We start from the raw sequence: 14,193 nt of genomic DNA, 5'->3' as shown, positions 1-14,193 counted from the left end.
GGCCGACGGACGACGTTTGGAATGCCGGCCAAGGTCAGCGATGCGTGTTCAGATTACGGACCTCGTCCGTCGCGGATGTTACCGCGACCTACGAATCGCTTGATTGGACCTTGTGCGGACGGGCGACATGATGCGGGCGGAGACCGGCGGCCAGGAGCACCAGCGCATAGGTGGCCGTACCGCCCCCGATCACGAGGGTGATCATGCCGATCCGCCAGGCCGTGCCGGCCTCGAGCCAGTGCACCGAATCCGGCTGCAACAGGTACAGGACCAGCGCCATGGCCAGGCAACCGGCCGCAACCTGGCCCACGCGCAGCCACGGCAGCCGCGGCGTCAGCGATTCATGCCGCAGGCCGCGCCAAAGCAATGATGCGTTGATCCAGCCCGACACACTCGAGGCGAGCGCCAGGCCGGCGTGCGCGCCGGGATGGTCCGACAGCATGGCGAGAAAGCCATTTTCGTAGCTGCCGCCGGCTAGCCACAGGGCGATGGAGACGGCAAACAGCACGTTCAGCACCATATTGGCCGCGAACGCGATGATGGCCACCTTGACCGGTGTCTTGGTGTCCTGTCGCGAGAAATACGCCGGCGCCAGGATCTTGACGCCGATGAACGCCGGCAGGCCCAGGGTGTAGGCCAGCAAGGCCGCCGCAGCCATGGCGGCATCGCGGTCGGAGAATGCGCCGTAGTGGAACAGCGTGATGACCAGCGGCTCGGCCACGATGGCCAGGCCGACCGCCGCCGGCATGGCAATGACCAACCCCAGCGTCATGGCCCAGTCGAGCGTGGCCCGGTATTCCTCGCGGCCGTCCCTGGCGTGCAGGGACGACAGCGTGGGCAGGATGACGACCGACAGTGCCACCCCGAACATCCCCAGTGGAAACTCCATCAGCCGGTCGCCGTAGTACAGCCAGGCCAGCGAGCCGGAGGTCAACAGCGAGGCGAAGAACACGTCGAACAGCAGGCTGACCTGGGCCACCGAAGACCCGAACAGGGTCGGCACCATCAGCTTCATGATGCGCTTGACACCGGCATGCCCGAAACCGGGCTTCGGCAGCGGAAGCACATCGTGCCGGGCCAGTATCGGCAACTGCACCAGCAATTGGAGGACGCCGGCGATCAGTACGCCCCAGGCCAGGGCCTTGACCGGCTGCTCGAACATCGGGCTGACGACCACCGCCGCGGTGATCAGCGAGATATTGAGCAGCGCCGGCGTCAGGGCCGGCAGGGCGAAGCGACCGAGGGTGTTGAGGATGCCGCCGGCCAGCGCCGTCAGGGCGATGAACAACAGGTAGGGAAAGGTCACCCGCAGCATGTCGGCGGCGAGCGCGAACGTCTCCGGGTCGTTGATGAAACCCGGCGCGAACAGGGTGACCACCCAGCCGGAAGCGAACATGCCCAGCGCGGTGACCACCAGCAACACGGCCAGAAGGCTGCCCGCGGTCGCGTCGATCAGGGATTTGAGCTGCGCGTGGTCGTGCTTTTCGCGGTACTCGTTGAGCACCGGCACGAAGGCGAGCGAGAACGAACCCTCGGCGAACAGCCGGCGCAGGAAATTCGGAATCTTGAAGGCGAAGACGAAGGCGTCCATCGCCGGCCCGGCCCCGAACCAGCGCGCGAAGACCACGTCGCGCACGAAGCCCAGAATGCGCGAGATGAGCGTCATCGAGCCGAAGCTGAAAACCGAGCGCAGCAAACTCATTGGCACGGCACCGGGCAACAGGCACCAGGGGCCGGCACGCCGGGGGCTGGCAGTTGTTGACTCTCGAGCCGATTCATCCGATAATTCCCTGCTTAATCTTTCAGCGACAGTATTTCAGGAGATTCCAACGTGGCCAATAGCGTATCCGCCCGCAAACGTGCCCGCCAGTCCGAGAAGCATCGGCAACACAATGCCTCGCAGCGTTCGCACGTGCGCACCAAGATCAAGCAGGTGCTGCGCGCCATCGAGTCGGGCGACAAGGCCGCTGCCGAGGAAGCCTACAAGGCGGCCGTGCCGGCTGTCGATCGTGCCGTGTCGAAGGGCATCATGCACGCCAACAAGGCCGCACGCCACAAGTCGCGGCTCAACCAGCATCTGCGCGACATGAGCTGAGAAGTCCCTGGAAAACTACTGCGCGTGCGCCTGACGGCGTCCGGCGGTGCTCAAAATCCTCATGTATTGACCATATACACTCCGGTTTTTCCGCTCCGGCGGCCACCGTCAGCCACCCGCTCGCTACGTTTTCCAGAGACTTCTTGGCGAAGCGTAAGTCGAACACGAAAAAGCCGCGCCATCGAGCGCGGCTTTTTCTTTGCAGTGCAATCGACTGGTCACTTGAAAGGATTGATCAGATCCAGTCCGCAGTCCTGGAAATCCCTGGTGTTGCGGGTTGCCAACTTGAGGCCCCGGCTCAAAGCAATCGAAGCAATCTGCCCATCCGGAACGCTCATCGGCCTGCCCTCACTACGTCGATGCGACATAATTTCCCCGTAAATGACGGCAGGCCGGAAACCGAATCCAAGCACACGGCCGGAGAACGCCGAATCGACGAAACCGTCGAATCGATGTTTCAGCATTGTCTTCCGCTCGCCGCCCGGCATCACCTGCAGGCCATACTCGAGCTCTGCAATCGTGATGGTGCTTAGCCACAACTGCGTCGTCTCCATTTCGTTCAACCAGGCAATCACCCCAGCCTGAGGACGAGCCTTCATCAATTCGGACAGCACGTTGGTATCGAGAAGGATCATGCATCCAGATCAATGGGCTCGTGGGGCTTACGCTCCGGCAATTCGATGGTCGCGCCGTACGATTCACCGAAAAACTCTAGCGCCAAATCGCCCAGGCGAGCGGGAGCAGAGACCGACTCGCGAATGATTCGACGCACCTCCTCTTCCATGGAAACACCATGCCGGGCTGCGCGAACCCGCAGCAGCTCCAGTGTTTCGTCGTCCAGCCGTCTAACGCTCAGGTTCGCCATGTGTGCTTCACCCCGCTTGTTGGTGAGAGCATATGATAGCATTGCCAGCGTACGCTAGCATGGGTGTGAACCTACCAGCCCTGGACGCCGGGCAGGTCTTTCGGGAATTTGAGCCGGTAGCCGAGAGTCAGTTCCAGCTCCTCTCCGGCCGAAAGCGCTCGATCCCAGGCCAGCACACCGGGACGATCGTCGACATCGCGGCGGTCGGGGTCGGTGGTCGACTCCGCCAGCGAGACTTCGATGCGCTCGTCGCGGGAGACGGGCATGGCGTCGAACACGGTCAGGTCGATTGCACGGGAATGACCGTTGCTGACCGAGATGCGGTGAGTGCGGATCAGCACGGTCGACTTGCTCAGCATGCCTTCGGTCGCGCGGTCGTCGCGAACGAGTTCGTACTCGACGGTGATGCGATCGTCCACGCCGAAACTCGAGGCCAGTTCCCCGCCCGGCGCCACACCGTCGAACCGGGCCTGTCCGACCAGGGTGCTGTCCTGGTAGAGCGTGACCGATCCCGGCGGCAGCGCCAGTTCGCCTTCCCAGGTGCCTTCGGCGTATAGCCAGGCGGTTTGCTGATAGCGCGGCACCGTTCGGGCACTGAGTGCGACGTCCACGCTGAATTCGTCGAGCCGGAAACGATGCGGCTGGTTGTCGGCAGCCACACTGGCGCGTCCGGGCACGCGATAAGCCTGGGTGTATTCGCTGCCGACCAGTTCGGCACCGTCCCACTGCGCCTCAGCCGCGGGCGCGGCCGCAAGCTCCATCTCGCTGCGCTGAAGCTGGTCGCCGGCCACCCGGGCCCGGTCGCCCGAATCCTTCTTCTCAGGGGGCTGGACATCCACCCACCAGGATGAGACTTCGGGCAATCTACCGCCCGCCGAGGGCCGCGAGAGTGAAAGATTGAGCTCGGCATCCGACCAGTCTTCGCCCGTACGCTGGCGCACTTCGGCGAACTGGACGACCTGCAGCTCGTCGGCTCCGGTATCCAGGCGCCACTCGTAAACCGGCCGCCAGTACGCGCCGCTAACGGTGTACTCGATGGTGAATGCCGTAGCGCCGGCCGATGCACTCTCATAGGCCAGGCTCAGGCGCAACGTGTCCTGTTGCTGCTGTCCCAGGTCGGCCAATTCCTGTTCGAGCCTTTCAATCTCCTCTTCCAGTTCGCGCTGTTCCAGACTGAGCTGCCGGCGCGCCGCGAGCACTTCCTCGGCGCCGCTGCCGATCATCTGCATGGCCTCGGACCAGCCGTCAACAGCAAGCTTCTCGTCGCCCTGCCCCGCGCCGCCGGCGAGCGAACGCAACAGAGCCAACTGCATCTCGCGCGCCTCGATGTCGTCGTCGACGGCATCGCGCCGGTCGCGCAATGACTGCAGGCGCTCCTCGATATCCCGCGCCCGCTCACTGACGCGCTCGCTGCCGCGGCGGGTCTCGAGCCGGTAGGCGCCCAGGCGCAGGCCGTCCGGCCCGGTGGCGGAGATGCGCAGGCTGTCGCGCGAGAGATTCGTCGGCAAGTCGGGCTGGACCAGTTCACCGGAACCGGCCTCGACGTTCATTTCGACGACGCGGGTGACGGTGGCGCGGTCCGGGAAGACGGTGACCGACTCGATCGCGGCCGAAGCCGGAATCAGCCAGAGAAAGGGAATAAACACCAACAAGCTTCTGATCATGGTCATGCTCCGTGAGGTGACACTGGCTTTGGAGGGTCGAAAATCGCCGCGGTTCAATCGCCCGCGAAACTGGCGCTCCCGCCCGCTTCCATCTGCCCCCGTTGCTCCAGGTAGTTCATCACGTCACCGCTGAGCCTGTCCAGCCCCTTGCGGGCAACCGAGGAAATGGCGTACCAGGGCGCGGTCCAGCCGAGCTGTTCGATGATCTCGGCCGAGATCTCGGTGACGAGTTCTTCGTCGAGCTGGTCGATCTTGGTCAGCACGAGCCAGCGCTCGCGCCCGGCCAGTGCTTCGTCGAAACGCGTGAGCTCACGCTCCAGGGCGCGGACCTGGTCGGCCGGGTCGCTGCCGTCGACCGGCGCGATTTCGACCAGGTGCAGCAGCAGGCCGGTTCGCTGCAGGTGCTTGAGAAACTGGATACCGAGGCCGGCGCCTTCGGCCGCACCCTCGATCAGGCCGGGAATGTCGGCGATGACGAACGAGCGCCCGGGCTCGAGGCTGACCACGCCGAGATTCGGGTGCAGGGTGGTGAACGGATAGTCGGCCACCTTGGGCCGGGCCGCGGATACGGCGCTGATCAGGGTCGATTTGCCGGCATTGGGGAAGCCCAGCAGGCCGACGTCGGCCAGCACCTTCAGTTCGAGATGGAGGCCGCGCTCCTCACCCGGCGTGCCGGGCGTGGACTGGCGCGGCGTGCGATTGGTCGACGACTTGAAGTGGATGTTGCCCCTGCCGCCGTGGCCACCGCGGGCGACCAGCAGGCGCTGGCCGTGCTCGAGCACTTCACCGATGAGTTCATCGGTCTCGGCGGCGCGAACGATGGTGCCCAAGGGAACGCGCACGACCACGTCGTCGGCCGACTTGCCGCTGCGCTGCTGCCCGGCCCCGGGCTGGCCGTTCTTTGCCTTGAACTGCCGGGCGTGGCGAAAATCCGCCAGGGTGTTCAGCCCGGAATCGCCCTCGAGCCAGACATCGCCGCCGTCGCCCCCGTCACCACCGTCAGGGCCGCCCTTGGGAATGTATTTCTCGCGCCGGAAACTGACACAGCCGTGCCCGCCGTTACCGGCAGTGACGCGAATACTGGCTTCATCAACAAACTTCATGCTGTCAGTTTACTCGGTCGTAGTCGGGTCGGCGGGCGCTGTAAGCAGGAAAACCTTTAAAACGCAAAGACGCTAAGCAGCAAAGAACGCTAAGGAAACGAAAAGGAAAAAATGTGGCCACGGAAAGCACGGAAGGCACGGAATAAAAAGTTCTCTAAATAGAAGGTTTCCGTGATCTTCCGTGTCTTCCGTGGTTTCATGTTTTTCTTTGCGTTCTTTGCTGCTTCGCTGCTTTGCGTTTTAAAGGTTTTAAGGACGGGCCCGCCATATACGAAAAAGCCCCGCACTCAGGCGGGGCCACGCTCGGCATCCGGTTTGGGGCGGGATGCTAAGTTTTTTCGCTGCCTCGTTACTTATTCGGCCGGTTCGACCGTCACGAACTTGCGTACGGGCTTGCCGCGCTGTTCGAACTTGACCTTGCCGTCGGACAGGGCGAACAGGGTGTGATCGCGGCCCACGCCGACGTTGTTGCCGGCATGGAAACGGGTGCCGCGCTGGCGGACCAGGATGTTCCCGGCCACCACGGCTTCGCCGCCGTAATGCTTGACACCCAGGTATTTCGGATTGGAGTCGCGGCCGTTGCGAGTGGAGCCGCCTGCCTTTTTATGAGCCATTGCTTAGCCCTCGATTCCGGTGATCTTGATTTCGGTGTAGTACTGACGGTGACCCATCTGCTTCATGTGGTGCTTGCGGCGCTTGAACTTGATGATGCGGATCTTGTCGCCGCGACCATGGTCGACCACTTCGGCGGTCACCTTGCCGCCCTCGACAGTCGGGGCACCGACGCGCACGTCGTCGCCTTCGCCAACCATCAGAACCTGGTCGATCTCGACCTTGGAGCCCTTCTCGGCCTCCAGCTTTTCGATGCGCAGAACGTCGCCTTCAGAGGCCCGGTACTGCTTGCCGCCGGTGGAAAATACCGCGTACATGGATGAATCTCCGCAAAAGCTCGCCAGTAAAGAGCGGGAATTCTACCGGAGTCGGTATTTCCAGTCAATGCTATCGGGCGGCGACCGCCCGATAGCGGTGATCGTGCCTACAGATCCTGCGGTCGCCCGGCGTCCGGAAGGCTGTAGTCACACACACCCTGCGGAAAGATTTCTTCGAGACGGTCGACCTGGTCGGCCGTGAACTCGCGATCACCATAGGTGCCGTCGTCCAGCGCCGCGTCGACGGATTTGCGCTGGCACTTGAACACATCGCCGTCAATCGGACCGCCTGCCTCGATGCGCGAGGTGGAATAGACCGGGAAGGTCTCGGCGCATTCGCCCATGGGACCATCGTCGAGAATGCCGTCCCATACCCCGTCGCCGGCCGCGAGCACCTCGCCATCGTAGCGGAAACAGGCATCAACCGCTTCTTCGGGTCGGTTGGCCACGATACCCGCATCCGGATCGGCGAGGATGTTCTGCATCCACTCGTCCATCACCGTCACCGCGGTCAGTTCGAGGTTGAACTCGCCGACATTGAACGGCGGTTCCTCGCCGATGCCCGCGAACCAGACCACCTGGTGATCGGCCGATCCCATGTGGTCAAGGATGCGTTGCCGCGCGGCAAAACTCTGGTGGGAATTGTGCATGTCCAGGATCGGCTCGAGCCAGTCGCGGATGTCGAGCACCGGAATGTCGATCTGGCCGTGGAATACCTGACCGGACTCGTACAAGGCGGCGATCGCCTCCACGTTGCCCTCGTGCCGCGGCGCGGGTGCTTCACCGTCGCCGAGCATCATGTTACGGCGGCTCCATGGGTCGAAGTTCTCCGGTGTCGGTTCACCGATGAATGGGTAACCCTCCTGGACCATTTCGGCGGAGGGCTTCCAGCCGCCAACCCGGGCATTGAGCTCGAGGAACTGTTCGGCATCGATGTCGCCATTCACGAAGGCCTGCAGCCCGTACTGCACGCCGACGTTGTCGACCGCACGACGGGCATACCCGTCATCGCCCACGCCGTAGATATTGCGCAGGTCATCCATGTGCGTCCACTCGATGGACTGGATGTCGGACAGGGGTTCGTAGTGCTCGGCGTTGTCCACGGCACCGAAATGCGGGTTCAGCGCCAGCGGCGAAAGCCCGCGCCAGGCCGGGACGCACTCGGTCATGCCCGGTGCGGCGGCATACCCCATGGCTTTCTGTGCTTCCTCGAACGGATTACCCAACAGGTCGGTCGCGTTCATCCCCACCAGCAGGCTGCGGTTCTTCGTGGTCTGCCAGAAGGGATTGTCCCGGTCGGTCACGTCCATGTAGTGCTCGAGCAGTTCGCAATCGCCGACATGAATGGTCTGGGTGACCATGTCGGGGTAGGAGCGTTCGGGGATCGCCGCGTCGATCAGCCCCGGGTGATTCTGGCCGTAGACGTACTGTTGGATCGCACCCCCGGACGCGCCGAGTCCGACGGTGTAAATCGGCACGCCGTAGCGTTCGACGAAGCCTTCCTTGGTCATCAGCGCGGTCTCGCCGCCGACTTCCAGGTTGTAGTGCTCACCGGTGCGCGTTCCGGTGGAATAGGCGATGGCGTGGCCGAGGCCGAGCACGTCGGCCTTCATGGCCCGGCTGGCAGCCCAGCCACCCTGGGTGTGGCCGATGCCGACGCCGCCCTGGAAATGATAGAGCAATCGCCCGTTCCACCGGCTGGTGTCGGTTTCGCTGTCGGCCTCGCCAATGGTGGCCGGATCGACCAGCATGGCGTAGCTGTAGATAAAGCGATTGATGGTGCCGCGCTCGACACGGACGACGAACTCGACTTCATCGCCGTCAATGGTGACGGTCGTGGCGAGATCCTCCGGCGTGGATCCGTCCTCCGGCCAATCGGCCCACTGGTCATCGGTGGTTCGATAGTGGTACGTGACGAAGGAATCGATCGAGCAGTTGGTGCTGTAGCCGACGACATTTCCGGATTCATCGTAGACCCGGAAGCCCGGGGGGCTGCTGCCATCGATTTTCGGCTCGATCCCGAACTCGGAGGCAACGGTACAGACAAAAGGCTGCTGTTGCGGCCCGGAAAAGAGCGGCCCCGTGATCGGGTGGTTGACCAACTCGGTCGTTCCCCCGCGCTCGAGGAAGAAAAGACCTTCATTGAAGCGGAAATGCCAGACTCCGACGGTATTGCTGCCGACATCGAGCCCTTTGATCATGCCTTCAAGCCGATTGCCCTTCTTCTGAAGACTGGTCACCCCGATGCTGCCGTTGACCATGACAAGGCTGCCGACATGCCCCGGCGGCAACTCGATGGCTACCCGGGCGTCTCCCCCGGTGACCTGGTCGGGCGCGCTCGACAGCACGCGAATTGAGCCAGCGTTCTCCGAACCCTCCTGAAGCGGCGTCTGCCAGAAGCCCGAAGTCGCTGCCGATGCCGACAGACAAAAGCCGACAGTCAAGGTCGCGACGCCGATGGTAAGGATGCTGCGGCAGGTCCACCGCTGAAGTTTTCTAGCCATGAATTTCTCCCTCGTTTGGTCTCGTTGCCACCCTCCCGATTCGTCCTTGCCGGGGCAGGACCGTTTGTGGCGCACATCACAGTTTTGAAAACATTAGCGCTCCCGGAACTCGTCCGTCAAGCGAGCCGGATGGCCAAATGGAGACAGCCGTTGACGACTCCATTCATAACTACGTCGATTTTGCTCTGTTCATGCCAGACGCGATATATTAGACGGCTTGTCCCAAAATTCCTGTTCACGACCATGAAGTCGATCAGCGTCCGCGGCGCGCGCACCCACAACCTGGCCAATATCGATGTCGAGCTCCCCCGCGACCGGCTGATCGTTTTTACCGGCCTGTCGGGCTCGGGCAAGTCATCGCTGGCTTTCGACACCATCTACGCCGAAGGCCAGCGGCGCTATGTCGAGTCGCTGTCGGCCTACGCCCGGCAGTTCCTCTCGATGATGGAAAAACCCGATGTCGACAGCATCGAGGGACTCTCGCCGGCGATTTCGATCGAACAGAAGGCGGCCAGCCACAATCCGCGCTCGACCGTCGGCACCGTGACCGAGATCCACGACTACCTGCGCCTGATGTACGCGCGCGTCGGCACGCCGCGCTGCCCGGAACATGGCGAGGAGCTCGACGCCCAGACCGTCTCGGAGATGGTCGATACCGTGCTCAACCTGCCCGAGGGCAGCAAGCTGATGCTGCTCGCCCCCATCGTGCGCAACCGCAAGGGCGAGCACGTGCAGGTACTGCAGGAACTGCGCGCCCAGGGCTTCGTGCGCGCCCGCGTCAACGGCGAGGTGATCGATCTCGACGACGAGCTGCCGAAGCTCGAACTCAGGAAGAAGCACACCATCGAGGCGGTGGTCGACCGCTTCCGCGTGCGCGAGAATCTGGCCCAGCGCCTGGCCGAGAGCTTCGAGACCGCACTGGCGCTGGCCGACAACCTGGCCGTGGTCGCGCCGATGCCCGCCCCGGACTCCGATCCGGGGGATAGCGACAGCGCCATCGAGGAGATGCTGTTCTCGGCCCGCTACGCCTGCCCGGTATGCGACTACAGCCTGCCCGAGCTCGAGCCGCGCATGTTCTCCTTCAACAACCCCAACGGGGCCTGCGAGACCTGCGACGGCCTGGGCATGAAGCAGTACTTCGACCCCGACCGCGTCGTGGCCAACCGCGAGCTGTCGCTGGCCGGCGGTGCCATCCGCGGCTGGGACCGGCGCAACGCCTATTACTTCCAGCTGATCCAGTCCCTGGCCAAGCACTACGGCTTCGATATCGAGACACCCTTCGGCGAATTGCCCGAGGAGCTGCAACAGATCATCCTGTTCGGCAGCGGGGACGAGAAGATCGCCTTCCGCTACCTGTCCGAGCGCGGCACGCAGACGCGCAAGCATCCCTTCGTGGGCATCATCCCCAACCTGGAAAAGCGCTACCACGAGACCGATTCGCGCATCGTGCGCGAGGAGCTCTCACGCTACATTTCCACGCGCGCCTGCCCCGAGTGCCACGGCCAGCGCCTGGGCCGCGCCGCGCGCCATGTCTACATCGCCGACAAGTCGCTGCCGGATGTCTCGAGCTGGTCGGTGGAGCGCTGCCTGGAATTCTTCGACCGGGTGGAACTGGGCGGCTGGCGCGGCGAGATCGCCGGGCGGATCCTGAAAGAGGTCCGCGAGCGCCTGCATTTCCTGGTCAACGTCGGCCTGGACTACCTGACCCTCGACCGCCAGGCCGATACGCTGTCCGGCGGCGAGGCCCAGCGCATCCGTCTGGCCAGCCAGATCGGTGCCGGCCTCGTGGGCGTGATGTACGTGCTCGACGAGCCCTCCATCGGCCTGCACCAGCGCGACAACGCCCGCTTGCTCGAGACCCTGTTCCGCCTGCGCGACCTGGGCAACACCGTGATCGTGGTCGAACACGACGAGGAAGCGATCCGCTCGGCCGACCACGTGGTCGACATCGGCCCCGGGCCCGGCGTGCACGGCGGGCAAATCGTCTACAACGGCACGCCCGAGGGCCTGGTCGACTGCGAGGACTCGTTGACCGGCGACTACCTGGCCGGCCGCCGCGAAATCGCGGTGCCAAAGAAACGCCACAAGCCCGATCGCAATCGCATGCTCCGGCTCGAAGGCGCCACCGGCAACAACCTCAAGTCGGTCGACCTGGAACTGCCCGCCGGGCGCTTCGTGTGCGTGACCGGCGTATCGGGCTCGGGCAAGTCGACGCTGATCAACGACACGCTCTACAAGCTGCTCGCGCGCGAGCTCAATAAAGCCTCCGAGACCCCCTCGCCGCATCAGGGCCATTCCGGGCTGGATCTCTACGACAAGGTGGTCGACATCGACCAGAGCCCGATCGGGCGCACGCCGCGCTCGAACCCGGCGACCTACACCGGCATGTTCACGCCCATCCGCGAACTGTTCGCCGCCACCCAGGAAGCCCGTACGCGCGGCTACAAGCCGGGACGGTTCTCCTTCAACGTCAAGGGTGGTCGTTGCGAGGCCTGCCAGGGCGACGGCGTGATCCGCGTGGAAATGCACTTCCTGCCCGATATCTTCGTGCCCTGCGACGTCTGCAAGGGCAAGCGCTACAACCGTGAAACCCTGTCGGTGACCTACAAGGGCAAGAACATCCACGAAGTGCTGAACATGACCGTCGAGGAGGCGCTGGAATTCTTCGAGCCGGTACCGGCGATCGCGCGCAAGCTCCAGACGCTGATGGATGTGGGCTTGAGCTACATCACGCTCGGCCAGAGCGCGACCACGCTGTCCGGCGGCGAAGCCCAGCGCATCAAGCTCGCCCGCGAACTGTCCAAGCGCGATACCGGCAACACGCTCTACATCCTCGACGAACCGACCACGGGCCTGCACTTCCACGACATCAAGCACCTGCTCGAAGTCCTCCATCGCCTGCGCGACGAGGGCAACACGGTGGTCGTGATCGAACACAACCTGGACGTGATCAAGACCGCCGACTGGATCATCGACCTCGGCCCGGAAGGCGGCGAGCGCGGCGGCCGGATCATCGCCACCGGCACGCCCGAGGAAATCGCGAGAGCGGAAGGGTCGTGGACCGGGGAGTATCTGGCCGATATGCTGGGCATAAAGAGGAAGAAGACGGCCTGACGGCCGAAGCACGAAATACGAAGCATCAAATCCGAAACAAATTTGAAGCACGAAAACCCAAACGATTTAAGACGTCGCACAGCGGGGATGCGCTCATTTCGGATTTCGTGCTTGTTTCGAGTTTGGTGCTTCGAATTTCGAATTTGCGAGTTCCAACCGACGCCACGGCGCTACAATCCATTGGATATTCCACCGGAAGCCACCGGATGTCCGAATTCAAGATAAAACTCGCAGTCCGCTGGGGCGACATGGATGCCTTCGGCCACGTCAGCAACGTGGTCTTCCTGCGCTATATCGAGGACTGCCGGGCGCACTGGATGGAATCGGTGCCCAGTCACTGGCAGGAAGGCGAGACCGGGCCGGTGGTGGCCAATATCAACATCAATTTCCGCCAACCGATGTACTGGCCGCAGGATATCGAGGTGACGCTCAATCCCCTGTCACCGGGGCGCTCGTCGATCAAGCTCGAGCACGAGATCCGGTCGGTTCCGAAAGACGGTGGTGAGGCGACGGTCTACGCCGACGCGACCTGCACGCTGGTATGGATCGACAAGAACAAGGGCGAACCGGTGCCGCTTCCGACCTGCATCCGGGAACTGGGCCACTAAAACCTCTGGAAAAACTGCTCTCAACTGAACTCGAGGCCGAGTTTCACCACATCATCGTCGATGGCGTCCATCCAGCGGATTTCGGCCGCCTGAAGCCCCAGGTTGGCCACCTGTATAACGCAGCGTGCGCCCTTCTCCACTGACCGGATCGGACCGCGCGTGAGAACGACTACGCGCAGGCCGCCGCGCGATTCCTCGCACACCAGGCCGGCGGTCTCGGGTTCGAAGACTTCCTCGCTGGGCGTGGTATTGGAAAACTGCAGAAGGACGACTTCGGTCTCGTCCGGCGGGTAGCGCAGATAACGCCTGCGATCATCGACCTGGGCCTGTGCCATGACACACCTCCCGGAGCAGCCACTCCGGTTTGTTGGGGTCAATTCAGCATAGCCCCCGCGCGCTGCGGGAGCAACAAGAGTTCGCTCAGCCTTTGAGTCGCTCGACCAGCTTCTTGAGCGTTGCCTGAGTCTGCTCGTCGAACCAGCCGGCGACGAAGGCGTCGATATCCAGCGCGTCGCGATCGTCGAACAACGCCCCCAACTCCGCACGGCAGAGTTGGCGCGTGGCCGACATCGAATGCCTGGGCAGCTTGAGCAGTTCGCGGCACCAGACGACGGAACGCTCGACCACATCGGCCGGTGGCGCCAGTTCGTCGACCATGCCCAACTCCAGCGCTTCGGCCGCGGGGATCATCTCGCCGGCGACCAGATGGCGCTCGGCCGGGTACGGTCCGATCAGTCGCACCAGGGCGCGATGAATGGCCGGCGGCACGACCAGGCCGACCTGGACCTCGTTGAGACCGAGCCGGAAATCACCCTCGGCCTGAACCCGGTAGTCGGCGAACAAGGCAATGACGGTGCCGCCGGCGGGGCTGTGCCCGGTCAAGGCGGTCACGATCGGGACGGGGCTGCGGGCGATGCGCTCGAGCAAGCCGAAAAGCGACTCCCAGAATTCGCGCATCCCTTGCTCGTCGAGGGTAAGCAGCTCGGGTACGTCCAGCCCGGCGGAAAACAGGCCCTCGCTTCCCGATATGACCAGAGCGCGGGCGCCGTCGTCGGTGGCTTTCCCGATGGCCTCGTCCAGTGCGGTCACGAGGGCCGGGTTGAGTGCATTGACCGGCGGCCGGTCGAGGCGAATTTCGGTGATGCCGTCGCCGTGATCGATGTTCTTCAGCATTCCGATGACGTCCTGTGTTGGGTACATTGGGAAGTTTACCGCTGTGTCCATGCCGATGGGTAATCAACCCATCATGCCTTGCACCGTCATCGCCACGGTCGATCTGTCATCACCTGCGGTTATGATGAATGGCAAGTG

Annotated in this window: 13 protein-coding genes; 3 read left to right on the top strand and 10 right to left on the bottom strand. The window is 63.5% G+C overall.

Annotation, left to right across the window (positions count from 1 at the left end):
- Positions 1-88: 88 nt before the first annotated feature.
- The gene (gene murJ, locus DZK26_RS00280; RefSeq protein ID WP_116897829.1) at positions 89-1,702 is read right to left on the bottom strand and encodes a murein biosynthesis integral membrane protein MurJ; all 1,614 of its coding nucleotides are present in this window, start codon (positions 1,700-1,702) and stop codon (positions 89-91) included.
- Positions 1,703-1,831: 129 nt separating this feature from the next.
- Here murJ and rpsT point away from each other — a divergent pair, with 129 nt between their 5' ends.
- On the top strand, positions 1,832-2,095 hold the full coding sequence (gene rpsT, locus DZK26_RS00275) for a 30S ribosomal protein S20 (protein WP_116897830.1): 264 nt from the start codon (positions 1,832-1,834) through the stop codon (positions 2,093-2,095).
- A gap of 218 nt (positions 2,096-2,313) precedes the next feature.
- Here rpsT and DZK26_RS00270 read toward each other — a convergent pair whose 3' ends face one another.
- The 7 genes from DZK26_RS00270 to DZK26_RS00240 all read right to left on the bottom strand — a co-directional run bounded on the left by DZK26_RS00270 (position 2,314) and on the right by DZK26_RS00240 (position 9,160).
- Complete coding sequence (locus DZK26_RS00270; RefSeq protein WP_116897831.1) at positions 2,314-2,730, bottom strand: type II toxin-antitoxin system VapC family toxin; 417 nt, start codon at positions 2,728-2,730, stop codon at positions 2,314-2,316.
- On the bottom strand, positions 2,727-2,960 hold the full coding sequence (locus DZK26_RS00265) for a FitA-like ribbon-helix-helix domain-containing protein (RefSeq protein WP_116897832.1): 234 nt from the start codon (positions 2,958-2,960) through the stop codon (positions 2,727-2,729). Before DZK26_RS00265 ends, DZK26_RS00270 begins: the two co-directional genes overlap by 4 nt.
- 71 nt (positions 2,961-3,031) lie before the next feature.
- Positions 3,032-4,624 carry a DUF4139 domain-containing protein gene (locus DZK26_RS00260; protein ID WP_181918339.1) on the bottom strand — a complete coding sequence of 531 codons (1,593 nt, stop codon included), beginning with the start codon at positions 4,622-4,624 and terminating at the stop codon, positions 3,032-3,034.
- A 53-nt stretch (positions 4,625-4,677) separates the two neighbouring features.
- Positions 4,678-5,727, bottom strand: a complete 1,050-nt coding sequence (cgtA, locus tag DZK26_RS00255) for an Obg family GTPase CgtA (RefSeq protein ID WP_116897834.1) — start codon at positions 5,725-5,727, stop codon at positions 4,678-4,680.
- 353 nt (positions 5,728-6,080) lie between these two features.
- A complete protein-coding gene (gene rpmA, locus DZK26_RS00250; protein ID WP_116897835.1) occupies positions 6,081-6,341 on the bottom strand; it encodes a 50S ribosomal protein L27 in 261 nt (86 codons plus the stop codon).
- A gap of 3 nt (positions 6,342-6,344) precedes the next feature.
- On the bottom strand, positions 6,345-6,656 hold the full coding sequence (gene rplU, locus DZK26_RS00245) for a 50S ribosomal protein L21 (protein ID WP_116897836.1): 312 nt from the start codon (positions 6,654-6,656) through the stop codon (positions 6,345-6,347).
- Between the two features lie 107 nt (positions 6,657-6,763).
- Complete coding sequence (locus DZK26_RS00240; protein WP_147306630.1) at positions 6,764-9,160, bottom strand: DUF6351 family protein; 2,397 nt, start codon at positions 9,158-9,160, stop codon at positions 6,764-6,766.
- 243 nt (positions 9,161-9,403) lie between these two features.
- Between DZK26_RS00240 and uvrA the strand changes: the two genes are divergently transcribed.
- Entirely contained in the window at positions 9,404-12,274 is a 2,871-nt protein-coding gene (uvrA, locus tag DZK26_RS00235; protein WP_116897838.1) for an excinuclease ABC subunit UvrA, read from the top strand.
- Between the two features lie 206 nt (positions 12,275-12,480).
- Positions 12,481-12,882, top strand: coding sequence for a thioesterase family protein (locus tag DZK26_RS14680; RefSeq protein WP_116897839.1), 402 nt, complete (start codon positions 12,481-12,483; stop codon positions 12,880-12,882).
- Positions 12,883-12,902: 20 nt separating this feature from the next.
- Here the strand turns inward: DZK26_RS14680 and DZK26_RS00225 are convergent, their stop codons facing one another.
- Complete coding sequence (locus tag DZK26_RS00225) at positions 12,903-13,217, bottom strand: hypothetical protein (protein WP_116897840.1); 315 nt, start codon at positions 13,215-13,217, stop codon at positions 12,903-12,905.
- Between the two features lie 85 nt (positions 13,218-13,302).
- Positions 13,303-14,082, bottom strand: a complete 780-nt coding sequence (locus DZK26_RS00220) for an enoyl-CoA hydratase/isomerase family protein (RefSeq protein ID WP_220376490.1) — start codon at positions 14,080-14,082, stop codon at positions 13,303-13,305.
- Between the last annotated feature and the right edge of the window lie 111 nt (positions 14,083-14,193).

Origin of the sequence: Wenzhouxiangella sp. 15190 (genome assembly GCF_003417465.1) — a bacterium.
In the GTDB taxonomy this organism is placed as follows: domain Bacteria; phylum Pseudomonadota; class Gammaproteobacteria; order Xanthomonadales; family Wenzhouxiangellaceae; genus Wenzhouxiangella.
The sequence above is the reverse complement of the archived record's forward strand: the minus strand, read 5'-3'. Positions and strand labels throughout refer to the sequence as shown.